Origin of the sequence: Streptomyces sp. NPDC059398 (assembly GCF_042751845.1) — a bacterium.
GTDB lineage: Bacteria > Actinomycetota > Actinomycetes > Streptomycetales > Streptomycetaceae > Streptomyces.
Genome location: NZ_JBHYWP010000011.1, coordinates 69,685 through 96,325, shown reverse-complemented (window position 1 = coordinate 96,325; position 26,641 = coordinate 69,685). Strand labels below are relative to the sequence as shown.

The window sequence follows — 26,641 nt, the reverse complement described above, 5'->3', positions numbered from 1 at the left end:
TGGTCGGCCTATCTGGCGGGCCCGGGCTCTTTCCGGGGGGGGGTGTCGCCCGACTCCGTGTCTACCCGGGCGTGGGGGCGCCGGGTGGTCCCGGCGCACGGGACGAGCGCGTCGGTGGGCGGCAGCCCGGCGAGCAGTTCGCGGAGCACCCCGCCGGTCGTCCCGCCGGCGAAGCCGGTGACGACGGTCTCATGGCCGAGTGCCGCGAGCACCCGGGCCACGTTGAGCCCCTTGCCGCCCGCGCGCTCGGTGACCGATTCGACTCGGTGACTGGCGTGCGGGATCAGCGCAGGGACGTGGTAGGTGATGTCCAGGGCGGTGTTCAGGGTGACGGTCAGCAGCACTTGATTGATCATGCCAAACAGAGAGCGGCAGGCCCAGCCCTGAGCCTGCCACTTTCTGTCATTTCTGCTTGATTGTGATCAATCACAGTAGGTTTTAATCAATTCCGATCATGGCTGCTTCGGTTCGATCACCCAGGCGCCCTTGCGCATCACGCCGGCCAGGGCGAAGTCCGCGTCCAGGACGACCAGGTCCGCGTCCTTGCCGGGCTCCAGCGAGCCGATCCTGTCGTACAGGCCGAGCAGCCGCGCCGGGTTGGCCGACAGGGACCGTACGACGTCGTCGACCGGCAGCTTGTCGATGGTCACCGCGCGCCGGAAGGCCGTGTCCAGGGTGAGCGTGGAGCCCGCGATCGAGCCGCCTTCGGCCAGCCGGGCGACGCCGTCCCTGACCTCGACCTCCAGCGGGCCGAGCAGATAGACGCCGTCGCCGAAACCGGCGGCGTCCATCGCGTCCGTGATGAAGGCGACCCGCCCGGGGCCCGCCGAGCGGTACGCCAGCTCCAGGGCGGCCGGGTGCAGATGCGTACCGTCGTTGATCAGCTCGACGGTGACCCGCTCGTCCTCCAGGAGAGCGGCGATGGGTCCGGGGTCGCGGTGGCCGAACGGCGGCATCGCGTTGAAGAGGTGGGTGGCGACGCTCGCACCCGCCTCGATGGCCTCGACGGTCTGCTCGTACGTGGCATCGGTGTGGCCGACGGCCGCGATGACGCCGTTCTCCACGAGGAGGCGTACGGAGTCGATGCCGCCCTTCATCTCGGTGGCCAGCGTGAACATCTTGGCCGTGCCGCGCGCCGCGTCCATCAGCTTGCGGACGTCGGCCGGGTCGGGGTCGCGCAGCAGCGAGGGGCTGTGCGCACCCTTGCGGCAGGGGGAGATGAACGGGCCCTCGAAGTGGATTCCGGCCAGATCGCCCTGCTCGACCAGTTCGGAGAGGACCGCGGCCCGCTCGGCGAGGAAGTCCATCTCGCCGGTGACGGTCGAGGCGACCATCGTCGTCGTGCCGTGGAGCCGGTGGGTGTCGATGCCCTTGAGCACCTCCTCGGGGGTGCCGGAGGTGAAGGAGGCCCCGCCGCCGCCGTGTACGTGCATGTCGACGAAGCCGGGGACCACCCAGTGCCCGGCAAGATCGACGACCGCCGCGTCCTCGGGAGCGCTCCCGGCGATGCGCGAGCCCTCCACGATGACCCGGCCGCCATCGACGGTCCCGGTCGGCAGCACCACCCGGGCTCCGGAGAGGACTGTGCTTGCTTCGCTTCCGGCCATCAGGCGGATACCTCCGTGGAGAGAAGATCCCAGGCGAGCAGCCCTGCGCCCAGGCATCCAGCGGTGTCCCCGAGGGCCGCCGGGACGATGTGGGGCAGCTTCTGGAACGTCACGCGTTCCTCCACCGCCGCCCTGAGTGGTACGAACAAGGTTTCCCCGGCCTCGGCGAGCCCGCCACCGATGATCAGCGTGCGGGGGTCGAGCAGGGTGAGCGCGGTGACCAGGCCGTCCGCGAGCGCGTCCACCGCGGTCCGCCAGACGGCGACGGCTCTCGGGTCGCCCGACTCGACGGCCTTGGCACAGTCGGCCGCGTCGGCCTCCGGATCGCCGGACGCCTCGGCCCAGGCCAGCGACACCGCAGAGGCGGAGGCGTACCGCTCCAGGCAGCCGCGCTGCCCGCAGCCGCAGTCGACGCCGCCGGGCCGTACGACGATGTGGCCGATCTCCCCCGCGTACCCGTGGGCGCCCGCCTCGATGGAGCCCGCGATGCCGATGGCGCCCGCGATGCCGGTGCCGAGCGGCATGAAGAGGAAGCGGTCGGCGCCCTTGCCCGCCCCGATCCGGCCCTCGGCGAGCCCGCCGGTGCGGACGTCGTGGCCGAGCGCCACCGGGATGCCGTGCAGCCGGGCGCTGAGCAGCTTCCGCATCGGGACGTCGCGCCAGCCGAGGTTGGAGGCGTAGACGGCGACGCCGTTCTCCGCGTCGATGATGCCGGGGACCGCCACACCGGCGGCCGACGCGGTCCGGCCGAAGTGCTCCTCGCCGTACGCGCGCAGCTCGGCGGCGAAGTCGAGGATCGTCTCGACGACGGCCTCGGGGCCGCGCTCCCGGCCGGTGGCGCGGCGCGCCTCGTGGAGCAGGGTGCCGTCCGCCCCGACCAGGGCGGCCTTCATACCGGTGCCGCCCACGTCGAGGGCGATGACATGGTCTTCGGCCGGGAGACCGGGGGTGGTTCCCCGGGAGAATGCAGTCACCCGGACAGTGTGGCTCGGATAACCGAAAAAGGTCTAGTCCACTCTCTGGGATTGTTGCGCATCCATACAAAGTCCGGGCAAAGATCCGGGCGGAGATCGGGACGGACACCCGGACGGAGACCCGGGCGGAGAACGGGGTGCGGCACCCCTGTGGAACGGGCGGGCCACCGTCCCATACACGTGATGCCCCTGTGATCCGTGTTGCCGAAGCGAGACCGGAGGGCTGTGGACCCGCACATGGCCCTCGGGGAAAATCACAGCCACGTGCGGCGGTACGGCACGGGGGACCGGCTGGAGCCTGACCAGACAGAGGGTGGGAAAAGGGTCGTGCAGCGGCGCTTCTTGGGGCTTACAGCGGCGGTTGCCGCGCTCGGAATGACAGCGGTGCTCTCCGGCTGCGGATCGGACGGCGGATCGGGTGACGTCACCCTGAAGGTCGTCGCCGCCAACTACGACCCGGACGACGGCCCCAGCAACCAGCAGTACTGGGACAGACTCGCCGCCGCCTTCGAGGCGAAGAACCCGCACATCAAGGTCGACGTCTCCGTCTACTCTTGGAAGGTCATCGACGCGAAGGTCGCCGCGATGGTCAAGTCGGGCCACGCGCCCGACATCGCGCAGATGGGCTCGTACGCCGACTACGCGGACCAGGGAAAGCTGTACAGCGCGGACGACCTGCTCTCCATAGGCGTCCAGTCCAACTTCCTGACCTCGCTCTCGGACGCGGGCGAGCAGGACCGGGTGCAGTACGGGATGCCGTTCGTCGCCTCCACCCGGCTGCTCTTCTACAACGAGAAGATGTTCTCGGACGCGGGCCTCAAGGCGCCGAAGACCTGGGACGACCTCAAGTCCGACGCGCAGGCGCTCAAGGCGCGGGGCGTGAAGTACCCGTACGCCCTTCCGCTGGGCACCGAGGAGGCGCAGGTCGAGGCCACCCAGTGGCTGTTGAGCGGCGACGGCGGGCTCACCGACGGCGTCGGTACGTACACGATCGACTCGGTGCAGAACGTCAAGACCTTCAACTGGCTGAAGAACGAGCTGGTCGGCGCCGGCCTCACCGGGCCCGTACCGCCCGCCGACTTCGACCGCAGGCAGGCGTACGCGGCCTTCACCAAGGGCCAGGTGGGCATGCTCAACGGCCATCCGCAGCTGGTGCAGCAGGCCGTCAAGAAGGGCATCAAGGTCGGTATGGTCCCGATGCCGGGGGTCAGCGGACCCACCAAGGCGACCATGGGCGTGGCCGACTGGATCATGGGCTTCAAGCAGAACGGCCACCGCACCCAGATCGGTGCTTTCCTGGACGACGTCTTCAGCGACAAGAACGTCCTCGACCTCACCCGCCAGTACAACCTGCTGCCCACCACCACATCGGCCTCCGGCACGCTGGCGGAGGACCCGCGCCACAAGTCCCTCAAGACCTTCCTGGACGAGCTGCCCAACTCGCAGCTGCCGCCGGTCGGCAAGACGTCCTGGTCGGTGGTGAGTGACGACATGAAGAAGGAGATCGGCAAGGCCCTCCAGCCGGGCGGCAACCCGGCGAGTGTCCTCAACCAGATCCAGAGCGAGGCGGCGGCAGCGCAGAACGCGGAGTAGCAGCCGGGGCGGAGCAGCGGCGGCGGCCCGGGAGCGCGGTCCGGTCGCGGTGCCGCCGGGTACGGGTGGCCCGGCCGCCGGGCTCCCCAGTACGTTGGTTCGTATGACTGGCGACGACGCGCACGGCCCCGCGCTCCCCGAGCGCGACCGCGCCGTACTCGCGCTGGAGCGCCGCTCCTGGCCGGGCGCCGGCGCCAAGGAGCGGGCCATCAGGGAGCAGCTCGGCATCTCACCGGTCCGCTACTACCAGCTCCTCAACGCCCTGCTGGACGACCAGGCGGCCCTGGCCCACGACCCGGTGACGGTCAACCGGCTGCGGCGGGTCCGGGCGGCCCGCCGCGAGCGGCGCTGAGCCCTGGGGCGCCCGGGCCTGACCCGCCCCGGTCTGTGCCACCCGGTCTGACCCGCCCGGCCTGTGTTGTCCCGGTCGGCCCGGCCCGTACGAAGCCCCCGGCCCGTCACCCCGCTAGGGTCGCCCCATGGGCAGCTCACCGAACACCCTGCCGACCCCCGCCACCGCCGCAGGCCGTGACGGCCTCGCCGCCTTCCTGGCCGTGCCCCGGAAAGCCGTGGTGGCACTCGACTTCGACGGCACGCTCGCCGATATCGTCCCCGACCCGGAGCAGGCCCGCGCCCACCCGGGCGCCGTCCCCGCGCTCGTCGCGCTCGCGCCGCGGATCGCGTCCGTCGCGGTCGTCACCGGGCGCCCGGCCGAGGTGGCCGTGGAGTACGGGGGGCTCGCCGGCGTCGCGGGCCTTGAGCACCTGGTCGTACTCGGCCACTACGGCGCGGAGCGCTGGGACGCGGCCACCGGCACGGTCGACGCCCCGGCCCCGCACCCCGGCGTCGCCGCCGTCCGCGCCGAACTCCCCGCGCTGCTGGAGGCGGAGAGCGCCGGGCGCGGCAGCTGGGTGGAGGACAAGGGGCGGTCGGTGGCCGTGCACACCCGCCGCGCCGCCGAACCCGAAGCCGCCTTCGAGGCCCTGCGCGCCCCGCTGGCCGCGCTCGCCGCACGGCACGGCCTCATCGTGGAGCCGGGCCGGATGGTCCTGGAGCTGCGCCCGCCCGGCGTCGACAAGGGCGCGGCGCTGACGGCGTACGTACGGGAGTCGGGCGCCGGTGCCGTCCTCTACGCCGGGGACGACCTCGGGGACCTGCCCGCCTACGACGCCGTCGACGTGCTCCGCGGACAGGGTGTGCCGGGGCTGCTGGTGTGCAGCGGCGGCGACGAGGTGCCCGAACTGGCCGCGCGGGCCGACCTGGTGGTGCCGGGGCCGGGCGCGGTGGTCGCCCTGCTCGCGGCGCTCGCCGACGCGGTCACGCCGTAACGGCGCTCGCAGACCCGGTCACGCCGTAACGACGCTCGCCGACCCGCCACGGGGTCACGGCGAGAGCGGAGCCGGTCACCGGGTGACGGCGCTCGCCGGCGCCGTCACGCCGTGAGTGCTATCCGGCGGCCGGGCCCAGTGCGTTCAGCTGGTCCAGGAACCACCGCTGCGGGGGCAGCGCGGTCGCCGCGGCGGCCAGCCGCTCGCTGCGCTCGGCGCGCTCGGCGTCCGGCAGGGTGAGCGCCTCGTGCAGGGCGGCCGCGGTGGCGCTCACGTCGTACGGGTTCACGGTGATCGCGTCGCGCCCCAGCTCCTCGTACGCCCCGGCCTCCCGCGAGAGCACCAGCGCGCACCCCTGGTCGGAGACCACCGGGACCTCCTTGGCGACCAGGTTCATACCGTCGCGGATCGGGTTGACCAGGGCGACGTCCGCGAGCCGGTAGGCGCCGAGCGAGCGGGCGAAGTCGTCCTTGAGGTAGAGCGCGACCGGCGTCCAGTCCGCCGTCCCGTAACGGGAGTTGATCTCGTCGGCGACCCGCCGTACCTCGTCCATGTAGGCGCGGTAGACCGCGAGGTCCTGCCGTGAGGGGTAGGCGAACGCCATGTGCACCACCCGGCCGCGCCATTCGGGGCGGGTGTCGAGCAGCTCCCGGTAGGCGAGCAGCCCGCGCACGATGTTCTTGGACAGCTCGGTGCGGTCCACCCGGACGATCGTCTTCCGGCGGGTCTCCGGGCCCTCGCCCGTGGAGCCGCCGATCCGTTCGCGCAGCTCGGCCATCCGCTCGTCCACATCGGGCTGGTGCGACCGCTTCCGCAGGAAGTCCGCGTCGGCGCCGAGACCGTGCACCGAGATCACGGTGGAGTCCCCGGTGCCGCCGACCACCTCCGTACAGCAGGCGGTGAAGGCGTCGGCCCAGCGCCGGGTCAGGAATCCGGCCCGGTCGGCGCCGAGGATGCCGCGCAGCACCTCCGCGCCGATGTCGTCGGGGAGCAGCCGGAAGTACTCGGGGGGCGCCCACGGGGTGTGCGAGAAGTGCGCGATCCGCAGGTCGGGGCGGAGCTCGCGGAGCATCCCCGGCACCAGGCAGAGGTGGTAGTCCTGCACCAGCACGGCGGCGCCTTCGGCGGCCTCGGCGGCCAGCGCGTCGGCGAAGGCCCGGTTGTACGTACGGAACGCGTCCCACCGGCGCCGGAACTCCGCGTCGAAGACCGGCTCCAGCGGGGTCTGGTAGAGCATGTGGTGGACGAACCAGAGCACGGAGTTGGCGATGCCGTTGTACGCGTCGGCGTGCACCTCGGGGTCGATGTCCAGCATCCGCACCCCGTCCTCGGCGATCCCGCGCCGCACGGCGGCCCGGTCGCCCTCGCCGAGGGCCGCGCAGACCCAGAGCGAGTCGGCGTCCCCCTCGACGGCGGAGAGCCCGGAGACGAGACCGCCCCCGCCGCGCTTGGACGTGAGTTCACCGTCGTCGCGGAGGGTGTACGAGACGGGGCCCCGGTTGGAGGCGACGAGGACGCGGGCGCGGGGAGAGGCCATGACGCGAACCTAGCCCGTGCCGCGAACGCTCAAACGTGGGGCGCTCGGCGTGGGCGCTGGGGTGGGGCGCTCGGCGTGCTCGGCGTGAGAACCCGGGGGCCCCGGGGCGGCGCGGGCCGGGCGGCCGCGCGGGGCGGTCCGTCAGTGCGGCGCCGCGGCTCCGTCGGCGGCGGGGGCGCGCTCGTCCTCCGGGACGGAGATCACCCAGTGGGTGGCCTGCCGGGGCCGGAGGTAGAGCGCCCAGTACGCGGCGGCGGCCACCACGACGGCCCCGGTGATCACCAGGCTCTGGGCGCTCTGCTGGCAGAGCACCCAGGCCAGGACGACGACCAGCAGGGCCGGGACGGCGGGCCACAGCGGCATGCGCCAGGCCAGCCGGTGCTTGTGGTCACCGCGCCGCGACACCAGGGCGCCCAGGGCGACGAAGACGTACATCGCGGCCACCGCGACACCCGTGACATCGCTCAGCGTGTCCAGATTGACGAAGCACAGCACCGCCCCCGGCACGCCCACGGCCAGCGTCGCCGCCCAGGGGGAGCCGTACCGCTTCCCGATGTGCGACAGGACGCGGTTGGCGGCGGCCGGCCAGGCGGCGTCGCGTGCCGACGAGTAGACGACGCGGGAGTTCTGGATCACCATCACGATCGCCGCGTTGATGATCGCCAGGGCGATGCAGAGGCTGACGAACGTGCCGACGCCGGAGTTGCTCCACCTCTGCACCATGCCCGCCACATCACCGGTGGCGAGGGTCCCGAGGTCCGGGGCACCGAGCGTGATCGCGACGACCGGGATCAGTACGACGGCGGCGCCGATGGCGAGCGTCCAGAGCACGGTGCGGGAGACGTTGCGGCGCGGGTTGTCCATCTCCTCGGCCAGATACACGGCGGTCGAGAAGCCCTGGAGGATGAAGAGCGCGGTGGCGAGCCCGGTGACGATCAGCCCGGCGGTGACGGGCGAGCTGTGGCCGTGTCCTGCGTCCATCACCGGGTGGACGAGCACCGATGCGGAGCGGCTGGTGTGGCTGAAGCCGAGGAAGGCGACGACCGCGCAGGCCACCACTTCGAGTACCAGGAAGATCCCGGTGATCCAGGCGTTGGCACGGAGGTCCAGCAGGCCCATCGCGGTGGCGAGCAGCATCACACCGGCCGCCGTGTACTGCGGGTCCAGATGCGCGAGCGGCGCCAGATAGTCGGCGGTGCCCAGCGCGATGATCGGCGGCACGATCATGACGACGATCAGTGAGAGCACGAAGACCAGCCAGCCGGCGAGGCGGCCCATCAGGGTGCCCACCATGGCGTACTCGCCACCCGAGCTCGGTATGAGCGTGCCCAGCTCCGAGTAGGTGAACGCGACCCCGATACAGAGCAGGCCCGCGATGGCGATGGTGAGGGCCGTCCCGGTGCCCAGGGTGGCGAACGAGTCCGGCACGATCACGAAGAGCGACGATGCCGGGGTCAGACAGGAGAGCGTCAGCAGCGTGCCGCCCACCACACCGATGGACCGGGTGAGCGTGGGAGCCTCCCCCGCCGTCACGGCACGGGTGTCCGCCGCCGGTTTCCCGGGGGCTGCGGCAACGGTCGTGTCGGGCGTAGAGGTCATCCGTCGTCCCATCGGTACTGGCGGCAGGGGGAGGGCCGGTGGCATGAGGGGGAGGCACTCCCCGGCGCGAGCCACCGATGAGTACCGCACATGCACGGCGGACCATGAGCGGACCAAGAGGGGCGTTCACGCCGCTCCGGTGACCGAAATACAACTCGCGACGCCGATTCCCGTCAAGGGTTCGTTAACGCGTCATTGCAACGGAATCCGTTGTGCGGTCAGGGATACGCGGCGCTCATCACCGCTTCGAATGCGGTGATTGCACGGATATCGCGGCTTGAAAAGGGGTGCGGATTCTCGTGCCGGCTTTGGCCAAATCCTTTCCATGGACAGCTGCCGGAGGAGGAGAGGGCTGCCCGGAGCGGGTGATCCGGGCAGGCCGCCCAGACCGGATCACCCGGTCCGGGCCGCCCGACCGCATCGCCCGGTCAGGCCGCCCGGCGCGCCGCGTACTCCCCGACGTCCCGCATCGGGGGCCGCTCCTCGGTGTCCACCGGGTAGGTCCGCGGTACGAAGCCCTCCGCGCTCCGTTCGAACTGCGTCAGCGCCGGACGCACCAGCTGGCCCCGTGACAGCCGCAGCTGCGCCGTGCGGTAGATCGCCGCCGCCATCCGCCCCAGCGCGAGCCCGTCCTGGTGGCGGTGTTTGCGCGAGCCCACGTCGACCTGGGCCAGTGCGTCGAGCCCCACCGTGTGGAGCGCGTCGACCAGGAGGCCCAGCTCCACCCCGTAACCGACCGGGAACGGCAGCTGTTCGAGCAGCGAGCGCCGCACCGCGTACTCGCCGCCCAGCGGCTGGACGAAACCGGCCAGCTGCGGCCAGTGCAGATTGAGCAGCGGGCGCGCCACCAGCTCGGTCACCCGGCCGCCCTGTCCCGCGGCCTCGCCGAGCGGCCGGTCGTACATGGCCTTGACGAACTGCACATCGGGTTCGGTCAGCAGCGGCCCGACGATCCCCGAGACGAAGTCCGCGGAGAACTCCCGCAGATCCGCGTCGACGAAGCAGACGATGTCGCCGCCGGTCACCAGGAGCGAGCGCCACAGCACTTCGCCCTTGCCGGGCACGGCAGGGAGCCGCGGCAGGATCTCGTCCCGGTGCACCACGCGCGCCCCGGCCGCGGCTGCGGTCTCGGCCGTACGGTCGGTGGAGCCGGAGTCGATGACCACCAGCTCGTCCACGAGCGGCACCGGCCGGGTGTCCATCAGCTCCCGGCGGATGGTCGCGACGATCGCCCCGACCGTCGCCTCCTCGTTGAGCGCGGGCAGGACGACACTCACCTTCGTGGAGCGCTTCGCGGCGGTCAGCCGGTCCAGCGGACGGTCGGCCACCGACCAGGAACGCCTGGTCAGCCAGCGGTCCACCTCTTCCAGCACGGCGCGTCTCCTTGACTGTGAGCCATCTCGCGGTTCGGACGGCTGTCTCAACCGTCCCTGCCTTCGGTTACAGTCTTGAACAACGCGAATGGCCACGGCATGCCGGGGTCAGCACCCGCGGACAAACACGCCGGGCCCCGACGCCCGCGTCATAAGCGCTCATCCAGAGGGACTGAGGGAACGGCCCGTAGAAGTCCCGGCAACCTTCCGCCGACCGCGAGGTCATGGTGGGGAAGGTGCCAATTCCGTCTCGCGGCGAAGTACGTCGTGAGGAAGATGAGGAGAGGACCTCGCCACCATGGCTGTGCAGACCGTTACCAGCACCGAAGACTCCACCGGGACCGTCGATCTCGGCCCCGCCGCGGCGCTCTCGTGCCGCGAGTGCGGTGAGCGTTTCCCCCTCGGCCCCCTCTTCGCCTGTGCGTCCTGTTTCGGGCCGCTCGAAGTGGCGTACGACCTGCCGAGCGGCTCCCCCGACGAGCTGAGGAAGCGCATCGAGGCCGGCCCGAACAGCATCTGGCGCTACGCCCCGCTGCTGCCCGTCCCCGCGGGCGTGGCCGACCAGCCCAATCTGAACCCGGGCTTCACCAAGCTCGTCAAGGCCGACAACCTCGCCCGTGAGCTGGGCGTCACCGGCGGTCTGCACATCAAGGACGACTCCGGCAACCCGACGCACTCCTTCAAGGACCGTGTCGTCGCCATCGCCGTCGAGGCCGCCCGCGCCTTCGGCTTCACCACGCTCTCCTGCTCGTCCACGGGCAACCTGGCAGGCGCCGTCGGCGCCGCCGCCGCCCGCGCCGGCTTCCGCTCCTGTGTCTTCATCCCGCACGACCTGGAGCAGGGCAAGGTCGTGATGGCCGCGGTCTACGGCGGTGAACTGGTCGGCATCGAAGGCAACTACGACGACGTCAACCGCTTCTGCTCCGAACTGATCGGCGACCCGATCGGGGAGGGCTGGGGCTTCGTCAACGTCAACCTCCGCCCGTACTACGGCGAGGGTTCCAAGACCCTGGCGTACGAGATCTGCGAGCAGCTCGGCTGGCGGCTGCCCGACCAGATCGTCATCCCGATCGCCTCGGGCTCCCAGCTCACGAAGATCGACAAGGGCCTCCAGGAGCTGATCAAGCTCGGCCTGGTCGAGGACAAGCCGTACAAGATCTTCGGTGCGCAGGCCGAGGGCTGCTCGCCGGTCTCCACCGCGTTCAAGGCCGGGCACGACGTCGTACGGCCGCAGAAGCCGGACACGATCGCCAAGTCGCTGGCGATCGGCAACCCGGCGGACGGCCCGTACGTCCTGGACATCGCGCGGCGCACCGGTGGCGCGGTCGAGGACGTCAACGACGAGCAGATCGTCGACGCGATCAAGCTGCTGGCCCGGACCGAGGGCATCTTCGCGGAGACCGCGGGCGGGGTGACCGTCGGCGTGACGAAGAAGCTCATCGAGGCCGGTCTGCTCGACCCGTCCCTCACCACCGTCGTCCTGAACACGGGTGACGGCCTGAAGACCCTGGACGCGGTCGCCCCGACGTCCGGCCCGACCGCGACGATCCGTCCGACCCTGGACGCGTTCCGCGAGGCCGGACTGGCCACGGGCGCCTGACACCCGCTGTCGACCGCCTGACACCGCCGTCCACCGTCCGACACCGCTGCCCATCCCCGGAAGGCAATCCGCATGAGCGTCAAGGTCCGTATCCCCACCATCCTCCGCACCTACACCGGCGGCCAGGCCGAGGTCGCGGCCGACGGCGGCACCCTCTCCGAGGTCATCGCCGACCTGGAGAAGAACCACACGGGCATCGCGGCCCGAGTCCTGGACGACCAGGGCAAGCTGCGCCGCTTCGTGAACGTGTACGTGAACGACGACGACGTCCGCTTCGAGCAGGGCCTGGAGACGGCGACGCCGGACGGCGCGGGCATCTCCATCATCCCGGCCGTCGCCGGCGGCTGAGCGAGCCCGCTGCCGCCCCCGCCCGGCATCTCCGCTGGACCCGTTGCCCTCTCCGCGTACGAAGCGGAGGGGGCAATTCAGCATGATTGAACACGGTAGAGTTGGGGCAGCCCCCTTGATCGCCCGCATCGCGGGCAGCCGAGCACGCGTCAATGTGCGGGCAATGTGCTCCCTCTCTTTGCGGCGTAAGTGCCCTTTGCCCGGCCCGACTTGCCCGGGGATCCCCGGAAATCCGCCGAATGGCGCCCTCGGCCGCGCTCAGAATTCTCGTCCGATTGACCTGTTGCAGAGGGCAGTTGGGCAGATACATTCAGCCGCGGTCGACGCGTTCCGGCGCAAGGTCTGACCCGGATCCCGCGAAGTGCGGGCTCTGTGCAAGGGCCAGTAATAGGGGAGTTAGTCATGGCTCAGGGCACCGTCAAGTGGTTCAACGCGGAGAAGGGGTACGGCTTCATCGCGGTCGACGGTGGTGCGGATGTTTTCGTCCACTACAGCGCGATTCAGATGGACGGCTACCGCACCCTTGAAGAAGGTCAGCGAGTCGAGTTCGAGATCTCGCAGGGCCAGAAGGGTCCGCAGGCGGACATGGTCAAACTCGCCGTCTGATCTCGGCGCGATCGGCCACCGAAGCACTCACGCATGAGAGGCCCGTACCCCACAGAGGGGCACGGGCCTCTCGTGCGTCCGGACCGCATCCTTCCCTTGCGCTTGCTCCCTCCCGTCACCCAACCCCCACCCCCACCGGGGCCTTCTCCGAAGGCGCTTGCACTCAAGGGGGTCGAGTGCTAATCATTGGCGTTAGCACTCTCCCAGTGAGAGTGACAGAAGGACCGGGTTGGTGAGGCCCGCGGGCCGGGTGGGGCAAGGAACCACCGGGCAAGCAGGCCGTCCGTCGCGGGCACCGCCAGGTCTGACGCTTTCCACCCCCTGTCCGGGAGGACCACTTCACATGGCCAAGATCATCGCGTTCGACGAGGAGGCACGGCGCGGTCTCGAGCGCGGGATGAACCAGCTCGCCGACGCCGTCAAGGTCACCCTCGGCCCCAAGGGCCGCAACGTCGTCCTTGAGAAGAAGTGGGGCGCCCCCACGATCACCAACGATGGTGTGTCCATCGCCAAGGAGATCGAGCTCGAGGACCCGTACGAGAAGATCGGTGCCGAGCTGGTCAAGGAGGTCGCCAAGAAGACGGACGACGTCGCCGGTGACGGTACGACCACCGCGACCGTCCTGGCGCAGGCGCTGGTCCGCGAGGGCCTCCGCAACGTCGCCGCGGGTGCCAACCCGATGGCGCTGAAGCGTGGCATCGAGAAGGCCGTCGAGGCCGTCTCCGCCGCCCTCCTGGAGCAGGCCAAGGACGTGGAGACCAAGGAGCAGATCGCTTCGACGGCCTCCATCTCCGCCGCTGACACCCAGATCGGCGAGCTCATCGCCGAGGCGATGGACAAGGTCGGCAAGGAAGGCGTCATCACCGTCGAGGAGTCGCAGACCTTCGGTCTTGAGCTTGAGCTCACCGAGGGCATGCGCTTCGACAAGGGCTACATCTCGGCGTACTTCGCCACCGACATGGAGCGTATGGAGGCGTCGCTCGACGACCCGTACATCCTGATCGTCAACTCCAAGATCGGCAACGTGAAGGACCTCCTTCCGCTGCTGGAGAAGGTCATGCAGTCCGGCAAGGCGCTGCTGATCATCGCGGAGGACGTCGAGGGCGAGGCGCTGTCGACCCTGGTCGTCAACAAGATCCGCGGCACCTTCAAGTCCGTCGCCGTCAAGGCCCCGGGCTTCGGCGACCGCCGCAAGGCCATGCTCGGTGACATCGCCATCCTCACCGGCGGCACGGTCATCTCCGAGGAGGTCGGCCTCAAGCTGGAGAGCGCCGGTCTCGACCTGCTCGGCCGCGCCCGCAAGGTCGTCATCACCAAGGACGAGACCACGATCGTCGACGGTGCCGGTGACAGCGACCAGGTCCAGGGCCGCGTCAACCAGATCCGCGCCGAGATCGAGAACTCCGACTCGGACTACGACCGCGAGAAGCTCCAGGAGCGCCTCGCGAAGCTGGCCGGCGGCGTGGCCGTCATCAAGGCCGGTGCCGCGACCGAGGTCGAGCTCAAGGAGCGCAAGCACCGCATCGAGGACGCCGTTCGCAACGCGAAGGCGGCCGTCGAGGAGGGCATCGTCGCCGGTGGTGGCGTGGCCCTGCTCCAGGCCTCCGCGGTGTTCGAGAAGCTGGAGCTCGAAGGCGACGAGTCGACCGGCGCCAACGCCGTGAAGCTCGCCCTGGAGGCCCCGCTGAAGCAGATCGCCGTCAACGGTGGTCTCGAAGGCGGAGTCGTCGTCGAGAAGGTCCGCAACCTGACGGTCGGCCACGGCCTGAACGCCGCGAGCGGCGAGTACGTGGACATGATCGCCGAGGGCATCATCGACCCGGCGAAGGTCACGCGCTCCGCGCTGCAGAACGCCGCGTCGATCGCCGCGCTGTTCCTCACCACCGAGGCCGTCATCGCCGACAAGCCGGAGAAGGCCGCCCCCGCGGGCGCCCCGGGCGGCATGCCGGGCGGTGACATGGACTTCTGATCCTCCGCTTCCAGCGAGGATCGGCTGCTCCAGACGCCGTACGGCAACCATCAGGGCGCCGGCACGGCAAGCAGTACGGCCGGTAGTACGGCACGTACGGCAAGCAGTACGGACCGAGGGCGGTACCCCTTCCCGGAGGGGTACCGCCCTCGGGCGTTCTTGGCTCGAATACCCCTCAAAACTGCTGTGTGCATGGTGAGTTGCCTCGCTAGGGTTGACACGCGTGGTCGACCATCGCGAGGGGGCTGGCATGGATCTGCGGGTGACGGCTGACGGGGAAGGGCGCGGCGACCTGAGGGCGATCCTGGAGTGGCTGCTCGGCGTCGACGAGCTGCGCGGGCGGGTGACCCCGCAGGAGCGGCCACCGGTCCCGGGGACGCTCGGGCCCGTTCTCGACGCGCTCGCGGTGGCGCTGGGCCAGGGCGGTGCGGCGACCGGAGTGGTCACCGCGCTCGTGTCATGGCTGCGCGGCCACCGCAGCGACGTCACCGTCAAGGTCACCCGCCCCGACGGCGCGTCCGTCGAGCTGTCCGCCCAGCGGGTGCGGCTGCTCGGCGACCAGGAGCTCAGGTCCCTCGTACAGGACGCGGCGCGCGCGCTGGACGCCCCGCCGGCCCCTCCCGGCGACACCCCGGAAGATCCCGACGGCGCCGGTGTCCGGCCGTGACCGGGCTGTCCGGCGCCGGAGTCCGGGTGCTGCTCATCGGTACGGGCACCCACGACGGGCCGACGCTCACCTCGGTCCCCTCCGTACCGAGAGCCGTCGAGGCGCTGCGTACCCGGCTGCTCGACGTCTGCGGGGTGCCGCCCGACCGGCTCCGTACGGCCATCGACCTGCCGGACGCGCAGAGCATGGCCCAGGCCATCACCCACGAGGCCCAACTGGCCGAGACGACCCTGCTCATCCACTACGTCGGGCACGGGCTCATCGGTCCGGGCGACGAGCTGTACCTCGCTGCCCGGTCCACCGACGCCCTCACCCCGGGGCTCGCCGCCCACCAGGCCCTCCCGGTGTCCGCGGTCCGCGAGGCGCTCACCTCGTGCCGCGCCTCGTCCGTCGTTGTCGTGCTCGACTGCTGCTTCTCCGGCCGGGCCGACCTCGGCAGCCGTACTCAGTCGTCCGTGGCGCTGCCGCCCGCGCACGGTATGTACGTCCTCAGCTCGGCCGAACAGCTCGCGCTCGCCCCGCAGGACGCCGAGTACCCGGCGTTCACCGGTGAGCTGATCCGGCTGCTCGACGAGGGCGACCCGCTCGGCCCGCCGCTGCTGACGCTCGACGCGGTGTACGAGTATCTGTTCCGCGCCCTCAACTCCCGTGGCGGCCCGCGCCCCCGGCGGCAGGCGGGGGACCGCTCAGGCGCCCTGGTCATCGCCCCCAACCGGGCCGCCCCCGCCCCGGCCGCCGACGAGCCCGGCCCGCAGAACGGAGCGCCGGACGGAGCGGCGGAGGGAGCAGCGGACGGAGCAGCGGATGGCCGGGATCCGGCCCGGCAGGAGCCGCCTCAGTCCCCGGGCCGCAGCCCGTACCTCGGTCTGGAATCCTTCACCGAGGCCGACGCCGCCTACTTCCACGGGCGGGAGCGCCTGGTCGACGAGGTGCTGCGGGCCGCCGCCCGGGCCCTGGCGGACGCCAGGCCGCTGGTGCTCGTGGGCCCGTCGGGGGCGGGCAAGACCTCCCTGCTGCACGCCGGTCTGCTGCCCCGGGCCCGGGAGGGCGGCAGCCCGCAGCTGCCCGGCTCCGAGGGCTGGCGGTACGAGGTGATGTCACCCGGCGACGATCCGGTGCGCGCGCTCGCCGGGATCCTGCACACGGAGGCCGCGTCGCTCCGTACGGACCCCGCTTCGGCATCGGTGGCAGCGGCCGACGCCGTACGGCAGGGGGCGGCCGGGCGCGGAACGGCCCTGGTGGTCGACCAGTTGGAGGAGATGTTCACGTTCTGCCGCTCGCAGCGGGACCGTGAGCTGTTCCTGAGCGCGCTCGGCGGGGCGGCAGCGGGCGGCGCGCTCGTCGTGCTGGCGCTGCGCGCGGACTTCTACGGTCAGGCGCAGACCCTGCCCGAACTGGCCGACACGCTCCAGCACCACCAGGTGCTCGCCGGTCCCCTGCGCTCCGACGAACTGCGGGCCGCGGTCGAGGCACCGGCGGCGGCCGCCGGGCTCTCCTTCGAGGAGGGGCTGGTCGACCTCCTGCTGCACGAACTCGGCGGCGCCCATCTGCCCGAAGGGCCGGCGGGCATCCTGCCGTTGCTGTCCCACACGCTGTGGGCCACCTGGCGCCGGCGCCGCGGGGCCCGCCTGACGTTCGCCGGGTACCAGCGCAGCGGCGGTGTCACCGAGGCGATCGCGACCAGCGCCGACCGGGTGTACGGGCGACTGGACGAGGCGGGGCAGCAGGCGGTGCGCCGGATGCTGCCGCGCCTGGTCCGGGTCGACGACGACTCCGTCGACACCGTACGTCCGGCCGACCGCGGCGCCGTACTGGACGGCCTCGCCGACCCGGCGGCGGCGGAGCGCGCGCTGGGCGAACTGGCGGACGCCCGGCTCCTGGTGCTGGACGAGAACACCGTACGGATCAGCCACGACGCCCTGCTGCGCGGCTGGCCGCTGCTGCGGCAGTGGGTCGCGGAGGACCGCGAGTGGCTCCGCGTCCGCCAGCAGTTTGCGGCCGACGCGGCCGCCTGGCACCGGGCGGGAAACGACCCCTCGCTCCTCTACCGCGGTGCCCGCCTGGCGAGCGCCCGGGAGGCCGCCGGGCGCGCGATGGGGGTGGGGCCGGGCGGCGGCGCGGGTGCGGGCGCGGGGTCGGGCGGGGGTGTCGGGCCGGGCGCAAGCTTCGGGTCGGGCGCGGGGTCGGGCGGGGGCTCCGGTCCGGGTGCGGGCTCCGGTTCGGGCGTGGGCTCGGGCTCGGGCTCGGGCGTGCGCTCGGGCTCGGATGCGGGCTCCGGTTCGGGCGTGGGCTCGGGCTCGGGCTCGGATGCGGGCTCCGTTTCAGGCGCGGGCTCCGGTCCGCGCACGGGTCCGGCCGGGGGGCCCGCTGCGGGTGCGGGCACGGGTGCGGCCCGGGGCTCCGGTCCGGCCGGGGACTCCGCTCCCGGTGCCGACTCTGCGCTGCTGGTGTTCCTCGACGCATCGGCGCGGCGCGAGCGGCGCGCCAGGCGGCTGCGGCGGACCGCTGTCGGTGCCCTCACCGCCCTGGCCGTACTCGCCGCGACCGGCGGGGTGGCGGCCGGGGTGTTCCAGCGGCAGGCCGTCGCCCAGCGCAACCACGCGGTGGCCCGGCTGGTCGCCGCCGAGGCCGACGAGTTGCGCGGAACACAGTCGGGGCTCGCCAAGCAACTCAGCATGACCGCCTACCACTTGGACCCCGGCGCCGGAACCGCGACGCTGTTCGCCGGACTGGAGACCCAGGGGACCTTCGGCGCCGATCAGCCGGTGACGGACCTCGCGGTCGGCCACGACGGACGCACCCTGGCCCGGTCGACCGGCAACTCCGTGGTGCTCTCCGACATGCAGGGCCACCGGCTGGGCGGCGCCGGTCTGCCGGGGGCGGGCGCGCTCGCCCTGTCGCCCGACTCCCGTCTGCTGGCGGCGACTTCGTCGAAGGGGGCCGTACGGCTCTGGGCCGTCCAGGACCGTTCCCGGCTACGCCCGGTCGAACTGCCCGGGGTGCGTCCGGCGGGCAGCGTCGACCCGGTGGCGTTCAGCCCGGACGGAAGGCTCCTCGCGGTCGGTTCGTCCTCGGGCGCCGTGCGGATCTGGGACGTCTCCGATCCCCGCGCGGTCCGCCTCTCCCGGACCCTGACCGGTCAGACGGGTGCGGTCGACTCCGTCGTCTTCGCGCCGTCCGGGCAGGGACATCTGCTGGCCACATCGGGCGCCGACGGAAAGATACGGCTCTGGCACCCGGACGGCCGGGCACGCTCGTCCGCACTCGCCACGCTGACCGGTGCGAAGGCGGACTCCGATCTCGCCAGGATGCCGCTGCACCGCCTGGCGTTCACTCCGGACGGGCGACGGCTGGTGGGCCCCGGCGACGGGCGGAAGACCGACCTGCGGCTGTGGAACGTAACGGATCCGGCGCACCCCGTATCCCTGGCATCGGCCAGCCGCTTCGACTCGATCCACTCGGCCGCGTGCCAGAGCAACACCCAGGTGACCACGGCGTTCAGCCCGGACGGTGGAACTCTGGCGCTCACCTGCAAGGGCAGTCTGCAGCTGTGGGTGATGGCCAAGGACCAGTCCCATCTGACCTTCGGCAGTGAGCGGGCGGGTACGGCGGACGTGCACGGGGCGGAGGGCCCGGCGCTCTTCGGCGCCCGTGGCCACCAGCTGTTCCAGGCGGGCACCCAGGGCATCCAGGTCTGGTACGTGGAGGACGCGCCGAGGATCGGGGCCGCGGCCACCTTCGGCGTCAAGCCGAGCGGCTTCCAGTACAGCACCCTCTTCAGCGGCGGCAAGCGGCGTCTCTTCCTCGTCCAGGGAGCCAATTACGGCATCCTCCGGGATCTCACCGGAGGCGTCGCGCACCACCGTCTGCTGGCCAACCTGCCCGGCAGCGGCGACATCGGATCGGAAGGCGCGGCGTTCAGCCCCGATGGCCGGATCCTCGCCCTCAGTGAGAAGTCGGGGGACGAGCAGGTGATCGGGCTCATCGACACCCGGCGCCCCAAGTCGAAACCGGTCGGCACGATCAGGGAGGACCTGACCAACGGCCTGGAGGACGCGCAGTTCAGCCCGGACGGCAAGACCCTCGCCATCGCCGACAACAACGACTACCGCCCGGCCGCGTCCCATGGCCCGGCCGTCAGGCTCTTCGACGTCAGCGACCCCGCGCACCCCCGCAAGCTCGTGAGCCTGCCCGGCGACGTGTTCTACGTCCGGTACTCGCCGGACGGCCGGCTGCTGACCGCCAACACGGCCGACACCCTGCTCCAGTGGGACGTCTCGGACCGCGGCCATCCCGTCGCGCTGCCCACCCAGCGCCTCACCTCGGGGGCCGCCCTCTCCCAGTCGGCTTTCAGCCCCGACGGGCGGGTACTCGCCGTCGCCGACTCGGCCGGTGTCACCCGCTTCTGGAAGGTCGGCCACGACCGGCTGTCCGGACCACCGACGGTGGCCAGGACCGGCAGCTCCGGAACCGGTATCGCGTTCAGCCCGGACGGCAGCACGCTCGCCCTGGCGATCGGCGCACAACTCGACACCCCGACCGGTTCGGCCAAGAGCCACATCGCACTCTGGGACGCCGGGAACCCGTCCTCCGTGCATCTCCTGGGCGCCTTCTCGTACGGCGATGATCTGGAAAGCTCGCCGCTCTCTTACAGCGGTGCGGGTCAAGGCCCCCCGCTGCTGGGCTCGATGGGCGACTCGGCGACCGTCTGGAACACCGATCCCGACTACCTGATCAGGGTGATGTGCCTCAGCACCGGGGACGTCATCACCCGCGAGGAGTGGGCCCGTTATGTGCCGGACACGCCGTATGATCCGCCGTGCTCGTAGGGCCGTGACGCGGGCACCCGGATCCTCGGAACCCGGGGGACCGCGTCACACCGCCCCCGGTGCGGCGCGGTGTGGTGCGGCGCGGTCCAGGAACTCCCGTACGGTGACGCCCAGTTCCGTCTGGTGCGTGAGGTAGAAGTCATGGTGGCCGTCGATCGTCACGACCTCCGTGCCGGGCCGACGGCGGACCATCTCCTCCGCGTGGGCGCGGGGGACGACCGCGCTGCGTTCGCCTCGTACGACCATCAGCGGCTGCTCGGCTGCGGTGAAGTCGTCCCACCAGTCGCCCCGGACACCGGCTTTGGCGGCCTGGACGGCATCCGCCTGCCAGAGGAACCGCCAGCCCTCCGGTTCCTCGACGGCGCTCTCGGTGAAGTGCCGGGGCTCGTCCACGCACGCGAGCGCGTCCAGCATCGCGCCCATGCTCGGGAAGTGCGTCGGCAGCGCTCGCAGTTGATCGTCGCCCATCGGCGCCCGGTACTCCGCAGGAAAGTCCAGCACGACCACGGCCGATACCAGTTCCGGCCGTCTGGCGGCCAGTTGGTAGGCGGTGATGCCGCCCAGTGAGTGCCCGACGATCGCGACAGGGCCGAGTCCGAGGTGTTCGACGAGCGCCGCCGCGTCCGCGACGTAGCCCTCGCGCCCGTAGTCGTCCGGGTGGTCGGAGAGGCCGTGTCCGCGCTGGTCGAGTGCGATGAGCCGGTATCCGGACCCGAGGTGGTCGGCGAGCCCGAGCAGGGAACGGCCACGCCCGTAGGCGCCGTGCAGGGCGAGGACGGGGCGGCCTGGGCCTCCCAGGTCGATGTAGGCGAGCCGTATGCCGTCCGGGGTGCGGAAGTGCTGTGTGGTTGCCGTGGTCATGGGTTTGACTCTAACAGAGGTATCTCTATTAGAGGTAAAACATGTCGTGCGGCTACCCTGGGCAGCTACGACGACCACGAAGTACGCACCTCGGAGGCCCGGTGCTCACCCTCTGCATCCTCGGATTCCTCAACGAGGAACCCCTGCACGCGTACGACCTGCGCGCCCGTATCTCCGGGCTCAGCGGCCACGTGCGCCCCGTGAGCGACGGCGCTCTCTACCCGGCCATCAAGCGTCTCGAAGCCGCCGGGCAGCTCACCCGCCACACCGAGCCCGGTGAACGCGCCACCCCTCGTCAGGTCCTCACCCTCACCGCGTCCGGCCGGACCGAACTCCTGCGCCGCCTGCGCGATCCCGCCGAAATCGAGATCACCGACCGCGACTCCTTCTTCGTCCTGCTCGCCTTCCTCGGCCAACTGCCCAGCCCCGCCGACCAGGCCCACGTACTGCGCCGCCGCCTCGCCTTCATGGACAAGCCCGGCAGCTACTTCTACGAGGACGGCCGCCCACTGCGCGCCCGCGACATGATCGACCGCTTCCGCCACGGCATGCTCCAACTCGCCCACGCCACCAGCAAGGCCGACCGCGCCTGGCTGGAGCGCACCGTCGCGGAACTGACATGCGACACCTAGGTGTATTGACCCGCAGGGTTACGCGGCTGCTCTGTGCCTGTCACGTGCCCGCGGCCGACGGCATAGGCTCGGACTCGGAGGTAGTCACCGATGGCGAGGACAGAGCCGGTCAGGCGCGGCAGCAGGGATCGCAGCCGGCGGGGGCAGGGTGAGCAGCTCCGCCGGGAGATTCTGGCCGCGGTCAACCACCTGCTGGCGGAGTGGGGCAGCGCGGAGAAGCTCACGATGCGGGCGGTCGCCACGGAGGTGGGGATCGCGGCGCCGAGTATCTATCTGCACTTCGCCGACAAGGCGGAGCTGGTGTGGGCGGCGCTGACGGACAAGTACGACGACCTCGCGGCCAGGATGGCAGGCGCCGCCGATGACTGCGACAGCGCAGACCCCCGAGAGCCGTTGCGGGCTCAGGCGCACGCGTACTGCCGGTTCGCGCTGCACAACCCCGGGCACTACCGGCTGATGTTCGAGGTGCGGCAGCCGACGGTCGCGGTCTCCAGGGTCAGCGGACACCCGGCCCGCCGTGTCTCGGCCGGCCTCAGGTCCGGGTTCTCGGGGTGCCGCGAGGCGGGGTATGTGCTGTCCCTGCCCTGCGAGCAGGCGGCACAGACGCTGTGGGCGGGTCTGCACGGCATCGTTTCGCTGCACCACAGCATGTTCCATGACGATTCGACCGAAGCTCTCACGCTCCAGTTGGCCGACGGTCTGCTGGGTTCGCTGGTCGCCCCGGCGCCGGGCCCGTCACCCGCCTTTCCTGCCGCCCCCGGGGAGACGGCCGCGTCCCGCCACATCAAGGCCATCCTGTCCGGCGTGCAGCGGGGCGACGCGTAGTCGCTCGCCCGCGCCGAGTCGAGAACGTACCTGTCACGAGCGCGCGACTTCCCTTTTCAGCCATACGACTTGGGGCGGGTTGCGTTCCCCGGCGGCGCGAGTACAGTGCTCACTGAACTAAGTTAGGTGACTAGGGCAACGAAACCCTGTCCTGGCTACTCGACCGTGTCGCCCCTGGTGAGGGGCTTGACCGAGGTGGCTTCCCATGAACATCTCCATCGACTTCGACAAGTGTTGCGGCGCCGGCCAGTGCGTCCTGGCCGCGCCGGACGTCTTCGACCAGCGGGACGACGACGGCGTCGTGGTCCTGCTCGACCCCCACCCGCCGGCCGGGCAGGAGGAGAACGTCCATCAGGCCGCCGCACTCTGCCCGGCTGCCGTGATCAAGGTGGAGCAGTGACCACCCCGGGCCCCTCCCGGGTCGCTGTCGTCGGCGCCTCGGCGGCCGGCCTGAGCGTGGTGGAGGGACTGCGCCGCGAGGGCTACGCCGGACCGATCACGTGGATCGGTGAGGAGGTGCATCTCCCCTACGACCGGCCGCCGCTGTCCAAGCAGTTGCTGTCCGGCGGGTGGGAGACCGGCCGTCTGCGGCTGCGCGGCCCGGACGCCGTCGAAGCACTCGGGGTGGACCTGCGTCTGGGGTCGCCGGCCGTCGCGCTGGACACCAGGGAACGCCGGATCGCCACGGCCGACGGCGGCCAGGCCGACTACGAGGCACTGGTGGTGGCCACCGGCACGCGGGCCCGGCGTCTGCCAGGATCAGAGGGCGTGGCCGGTGTGCACACCCTGCGCACTGTGGAGGACGCTCTCGCCCTGCGCGCGGCCCTGGCGGGCACGCCGCATCTGGTGGTGGTCGGCGGTGGCTTCGTCGGAGCCGAGGCCGCGGCCGTGGCCCGCGGCCTGGGCTGCGAGGTCACCCTCGTCACCGACACCGCACAGCCCTTGGGCGACGTGCTCGGAGACGAGCTGGGTTCCATGCTCCGTGCGGTCCACACCGAGCACGGCGTACACATCGAGACCGGCGCCCTGGTCGGTCAGGTCCTCACCGACGGGGGACGGGCCGGCGGGGTGCGGTTGGCCGACGGTCGCACCATCGCCGCCGACGCCGTCCTGGTCGGCATCGGCGCTCAGCCCAATGTGGAGTGGCTTTCCGGCAGCGGCGTCCCTGTCGGCAACGGTGTGGAGTGCGACGCCACGCTGTACGCCGGTTCCGGTGTGTGGGCCGCGGGCGACGTCGCTTCCTGGCTGCACCCGCGCACCCATGAGCCGATTCGTATCGAGCACCGCACGAACGCCGCCGAGCAGGGCCTGACCGTCGCCCGCAACATCCTGGCCGGCCCGGAACATGCGCGGCCCTTCGACTCGGTGCCCTATGTCTGGTCCGACCAGTACGACCTGAAGATCCAGATCTACGGCCGCACCCGAGGGGCCGACGAGGTACGGATCGTCGAAGGCGGTCTCACCGACCGCAGGCTGATCGCTCTCTACGCGAAGAGGGGCCGGGTCTGCGCGGCGGTCGGCGTCAACATGGTGCGCGCCCTGCGCGGTTACCGGACGCAGGTCGCCGATGCGGCCGTTTTCGAAGTGGGGAGCGCGGCATGACGGACGAGCTTCGGGCCGGTGTGGTCGGCCTGGGAATGATCGGCGGCGGGGTCGCCGTCAGCCTGGCCCGGCGAGGACGCACCCCAGCGGTCCACGACATCCGCCCGGACGCCTCGTCGCACCTGGCGGGCGTCCCGGCACCGCTCGGCTCGCCTGCCGAGGTGGCGCGGAGCAGCGACGTGGTGATGGTCGCCGTCGTCAACGCCGACCAGGCCCGCGAGGTCATCGGCGGCAAGGACGGCCTGCTGTCGGCTGCCCGTCCGGGATTGGTGATCGTCCTGCAGGCCACGGTGGCGCTGCCGGTCGTCCACGAGTTGGCCGCCCTCTGCGACGAGCGGAACGTGGGCTTCCTGGACTGCGGAGTCACCCCCGGCGACAGGGCCGCCGAGAACGGCATGGTCGCCATCGTCGGCGGCGACGAAGCGACCGTGGACGCGGCGCGGCCGGTGCTTGAGGGCTGGGCGAAGAAGGTCGTGCACTGTGGACCGCTGGGCGCCGGCATGGCCACCAAGATCGCCCGCAACGTCGTCACGTACGGCAGTTGGCGCACCGTCCACGAGGCGTCCGCCCTGGCCCGAGCCGCCGGCGTGAACCCCGACCGGCTCGCCGAGGTCATCGACACCTCCGACCCCGAAGGCCATACCCTCCTCCAACTCCTGCGTTTCCAGGACCCCGAAGGACTGCTCCCCGAGGCCGTCGGCCGGCAGGTCGAGCCACTGATGGCCAAGGACCTCGCCGCCGCCCGCGACCTCGCCGCCGCCCTGGGGCTCGACGTTCCCCTCATCGAGGCCACCCGGGCGGGCATGCGCCAGACCCTGCAACTGGAAGAGGAGCCCCGTGCCGGCGACTCACCGGACGAGCCGGGGGCGGCAGCCCCCGAGGAAGCAGCCGAGGACAGCCAGGAGAGTCTGCACCGGTCCGGCCTGGAGATGATGGACGCCGTCTACGGCCCCGGCTTCAGCGCCCGGATCCCGGCCGAGCCCAGCGGAGACCCGTTCACCGACCAGACCACCAGCTACCTCTTCGCCCAGGTCTGGTCCCGCCCCGGGCTGTCCGTACGCGACCGCCGACTGCTCACCCTCGGCGTCGCCGCCACGGTCGGCCGCCCCGAACTCATCCAGATCATCGCCCGCGGCGGACTGATCAACGACGAGTTGACCCCCGAGCAGCTGCGGGAAGCGGCGCTCCACCTGGCCGCCTACACCGGCTGGTGCAAAGCCACCGCCGCCCACGCGGGCATCACCGCAGCCATCAACGACCACACCCAGCAGGAGACCACGTGACCGACAACCTCGTCCGCCAGCCCGTCACCCGCGCACCCCACCGCCCCCTGGACCCGCCGGCGGAGTACACCCAGCTGCGCGAGGACCAGCCCATCCTCAACGTCCGCTTCCCCAACGGCACCACAGGTTGGCTGGCCACCCGCTTCGAGGAAGCCAGCCAGGTCTTCAGCGACCCCCGACTCAGCGCCCGCCGACCGCGCCACGACACCCCCGAGGGCGAGGTCGACGAAGCCGGCGAGAGCGCGCCCTTCGACCCGGTCTTCGTGATGATGGACGAGCCCGACCACAGCGTCTACCGGCGACTGCTCACCGCCCGCTTCACCCCCAAGGCCGTGCAGAACAAGCTCCAGCCCTACATCGACCGAGTGGTCGACGAGCACCTGGACGCCATCGCCGCGGGCCCCGAGACCTTCGACTTCGTCGAGGCCATGGCCCTGCCCGTCCCGTGCCTGGTCATCTGCGAACTCCTCGGCGTCCCCTACGAGGACCGCGACGGCTTCCACCACGCCACCATGGCCATGATGGACGTGGCCAGGACCCGGGAAGAGCGCGACGCGGGTGGTCACTGGCTGATCGACTACATCACCAAACTGGTCGCCGAGAAGCGCCGCACCGGCGCCACCGACGGCATCCTCGCCGAACTGATCGGCAAGGCCGAGGGCGACGACGCCGTCCTGACCGAGAAGCAGCTCATCGGCATCGGTGTCCTGCTGCTGTTCGCCGGACACGACACCACCGCAGCCATGATGGGTCTGTCCACCCTCACCCTCCTCACCCACGACGAGCAGCGCGACGACCTCATCCAGCACCCGGAGAAGATCGGTACCGCGGTCGAGGAGCTGATGCGCTACCTGACCATCGTCCAGTTCGGACTCGGCCGCGTCGCCAAGGAAGACCTGGAAATCGCCGGCGCCAAGATCAAGAAGGGCGACCTGGTCGTAGCCGCCATGAACGCCGCCAACCGCGACCCCCGCGCCTTCCAGAACCCCGATGCCCTCGACATCGACCGCAGAATGACCCGCCACATCGCCTTCGGCTACGGCGTCCACCAGTGCCTGGGCCAGAACGTCGCCCGCGCCGAACTCAAGACGGTACTGCCCAAACTCTTCCGGCGCTTCCCCAACCTGCGCCTGGCCGCCCCGATCGCAGAGGTCCCCATGGACTTCACCGGCACCAACTACGGCGTCCGCAGGCTCATGGTCACCCGCTGAAGCAGCCTACGGGACAGTCCTTGAGGGAGGCGTACTCCGCCACGAGGCGTGCGCCCGCTCGTCGAGCGCGTCGCGATCCTGCGGAACTGCTTGAGCCAGCGAAACAGCGTCCGACTGCGATGCGGGCCTTGCAGAGATCACGGTCGAAGGTCGGCGGGCGGTCACCCGCCTGTGACGGCGACGGCCGGGGGCGGGTC

Annotated in this window: 21 protein-coding genes, 1 pseudogene and 1 riboswitch; of the genes and pseudogenes, 15 read left to right on the top strand and 7 right to left on the bottom strand. The window is 71.4% G+C overall.

From position 1 onward, the window contains the following. The 3 genes and pseudogenes from ACFXBC_RS06740 to ACFXBC_RS06730 all read right to left on the bottom strand — a co-directional run. Positions 1-344 (bottom strand): annotated as a pseudogene (locus tag ACFXBC_RS06740) (PfkB family carbohydrate kinase); the annotation flags it as partial. Between the two features lie 108 nt (positions 345-452). After that, positions 453-1,607, bottom strand: a complete 1,155-nt coding sequence (gene nagA, locus ACFXBC_RS06735) for an N-acetylglucosamine-6-phosphate deacetylase (protein ID WP_385019441.1) — start codon at positions 1,605-1,607, stop codon at positions 453-455. Further along, on the bottom strand, positions 1,607-2,515 hold the full coding sequence (locus ACFXBC_RS06730) for an ROK family protein (protein ID WP_385019463.1): 909 nt from the start codon (positions 2,513-2,515) through the stop codon (positions 1,607-1,609). The genes nagA and ACFXBC_RS06730 overlap by 1 nt, the downstream gene beginning before the upstream one ends. Before the next feature lie 441 nt (positions 2,516-2,956). Here ACFXBC_RS06730 and ACFXBC_RS06725 point away from each other — a divergent pair, with 441 nt between their 5' ends. The 3 genes from ACFXBC_RS06725 (at position 2,957) to otsB (ending at position 5,502) form a co-directional block, all read left to right on the top strand. After that, positions 2,957-4,174 (top strand): ABC transporter substrate-binding protein, encoded by a 1,218-nt coding sequence (locus ACFXBC_RS06725; protein WP_385019439.1) that lies wholly within the window; start codon positions 2,957-2,959, stop codon positions 4,172-4,174. A 103-nt stretch (positions 4,175-4,277) separates the two neighbouring features. Continuing rightward, positions 4,278-4,526: a DUF3263 domain-containing protein gene (locus tag ACFXBC_RS06720; protein WP_266855597.1), complete on the top strand. Its 249-nt coding sequence runs from the start codon at positions 4,278-4,280 to the stop codon at positions 4,524-4,526. 127 nt (positions 4,527-4,653) lie between these two features. Continuing rightward, on the top strand, positions 4,654-5,502 hold the full coding sequence (otsB, locus tag ACFXBC_RS06715) for a trehalose-phosphatase (RefSeq protein WP_385019436.1): 849 nt from the start codon (positions 4,654-4,656) through the stop codon (positions 5,500-5,502). A 118-nt stretch (positions 5,503-5,620) separates the two neighbouring features. Here the strand turns inward: otsB and ACFXBC_RS06710 are convergent, their stop codons facing one another. The 3 genes from ACFXBC_RS06710 to ACFXBC_RS06700 form a co-directional block, all read right to left on the bottom strand. Further along, positions 5,621-7,039, bottom strand: a complete 1,419-nt coding sequence (locus ACFXBC_RS06710; protein ID WP_385019434.1) for a trehalose-6-phosphate synthase — start codon at positions 7,037-7,039, stop codon at positions 5,621-5,623. A gap of 141 nt (positions 7,040-7,180) precedes the next feature. Then, on the bottom strand, positions 7,181-8,638 hold the full coding sequence (locus ACFXBC_RS06705; RefSeq protein WP_385019432.1) for an APC family permease: 1,458 nt from the start codon (positions 8,636-8,638) through the stop codon (positions 7,181-7,183). A 428-nt stretch (positions 8,639-9,066) separates the two neighbouring features. After that, positions 9,067-10,011: a glucosyl-3-phosphoglycerate synthase gene (locus tag ACFXBC_RS06700; protein ID WP_385019430.1), complete on the bottom strand. Its 945-nt coding sequence runs from the start codon at positions 10,009-10,011 to the stop codon at positions 9,067-9,069. A gap of 156 nt (positions 10,012-10,167) precedes the next feature. Continuing rightward, positions 10,168-10,294, top strand: a riboswitch (SAM riboswitch). Positions 10,295-10,309: 15 nt separating this feature from the next. On the opposite strand from ACFXBC_RS06700, the gene thrC reads away from it, so the two are divergent. From thrC to ACFXBC_RS06670, 6 genes are all read left to right on the top strand, one after another. Continuing rightward, positions 10,310-11,611 carry a threonine synthase gene (thrC, locus tag ACFXBC_RS06695; protein WP_385019428.1) on the top strand — a complete coding sequence of 434 codons (1,302 nt, stop codon included), beginning with the start codon at positions 10,310-10,312 and terminating at the stop codon, positions 11,609-11,611. Positions 11,612-11,683: 72 nt separating this feature from the next. Further along, positions 11,684-11,959, top strand: a complete 276-nt coding sequence (locus ACFXBC_RS06690; protein WP_164262622.1) for a MoaD/ThiS family protein — start codon at positions 11,684-11,686, stop codon at positions 11,957-11,959. A gap of 402 nt (positions 11,960-12,361) precedes the next feature. Beyond that, the gene (locus ACFXBC_RS06685; RefSeq protein ID WP_005315736.1) at positions 12,362-12,565 is read left to right on the top strand and encodes a cold-shock protein; all 204 of its coding nucleotides are present in this window, start codon (positions 12,362-12,364) and stop codon (positions 12,563-12,565) included. Between the two features lie 343 nt (positions 12,566-12,908). Then, positions 12,909-14,534 carry a chaperonin GroEL gene (gene groL / locus ACFXBC_RS06680; protein ID WP_385019425.1) on the top strand — a complete coding sequence of 542 codons (1,626 nt, stop codon included), beginning with the start codon at positions 12,909-12,911 and terminating at the stop codon, positions 14,532-14,534. Between the two features lie 262 nt (positions 14,535-14,796). Beyond that, a complete protein-coding gene (locus ACFXBC_RS06675; protein ID WP_385019423.1) occupies positions 14,797-15,201 on the top strand; it encodes a hypothetical protein in 405 nt (134 codons plus the stop codon). Next, positions 15,198-20,030, top strand: a complete 4,833-nt coding sequence (locus tag ACFXBC_RS06670) for a hypothetical protein (RefSeq protein ID WP_385019421.1) — start codon at positions 15,198-15,200, stop codon at positions 20,028-20,030. The genes ACFXBC_RS06675 and ACFXBC_RS06670 overlap by 4 nt, the downstream gene beginning before the upstream one ends. A 45-nt stretch (positions 20,031-20,075) precedes the next feature. Here the strand turns inward: ACFXBC_RS06670 and ACFXBC_RS06665 are convergent, their stop codons facing one another. Beyond that, complete coding sequence (locus ACFXBC_RS06665) at positions 20,076-20,891, bottom strand: alpha/beta fold hydrolase (RefSeq protein ID WP_385019419.1); 816 nt, start codon at positions 20,889-20,891, stop codon at positions 20,076-20,078. A 101-nt stretch (positions 20,892-20,992) separates the two neighbouring features. On the opposite strand from ACFXBC_RS06665, the gene ACFXBC_RS06660 reads away from it, so the two are divergent. The 6 genes from ACFXBC_RS06660 to ACFXBC_RS06635 all read left to right on the top strand — a co-directional run bounded on the left by ACFXBC_RS06660 (position 20,993) and on the right by ACFXBC_RS06635 (position 26,444). Beyond that, entirely contained in the window at positions 20,993-21,523 is a 531-nt protein-coding gene (locus tag ACFXBC_RS06660) for a PadR family transcriptional regulator (RefSeq protein ID WP_385019417.1), read from the top strand. 90 nt (positions 21,524-21,613) lie between these two features. Then, positions 21,614-22,348, top strand: coding sequence for a TetR/AcrR family transcriptional regulator (locus tag ACFXBC_RS06655; protein ID WP_385019415.1), 735 nt, complete (start codon positions 21,614-21,616; stop codon positions 22,346-22,348). Between the two features lie 205 nt (positions 22,349-22,553). Further along, positions 22,554-22,748, top strand: coding sequence for a ferredoxin (locus ACFXBC_RS06650; RefSeq protein ID WP_385019413.1), 195 nt, complete (start codon positions 22,554-22,556; stop codon positions 22,746-22,748). Next, the gene (locus ACFXBC_RS06645) at positions 22,745-23,950 is read left to right on the top strand and encodes an NAD(P)/FAD-dependent oxidoreductase (RefSeq protein ID WP_385019411.1); all 1,206 of its coding nucleotides are present in this window, start codon (positions 22,745-22,747) and stop codon (positions 23,948-23,950) included. The genes ACFXBC_RS06650 and ACFXBC_RS06645 overlap by 4 nt, the downstream gene beginning before the upstream one ends. Continuing rightward, positions 23,947-25,233, top strand: coding sequence for an NAD(P)-binding domain-containing protein (locus tag ACFXBC_RS06640; RefSeq protein ID WP_385019409.1), 1,287 nt, complete (start codon positions 23,947-23,949; stop codon positions 25,231-25,233). Before ACFXBC_RS06645 ends, ACFXBC_RS06640 begins: the two co-directional genes overlap by 4 nt. Next, positions 25,230-26,444, top strand: coding sequence for a cytochrome P450 (locus ACFXBC_RS06635; protein WP_385019407.1), 1,215 nt, complete (start codon positions 25,230-25,232; stop codon positions 26,442-26,444). The genes ACFXBC_RS06640 and ACFXBC_RS06635 overlap by 4 nt, the downstream gene beginning before the upstream one ends. Positions 26,445-26,641: the final 197 nt, after the last annotated feature.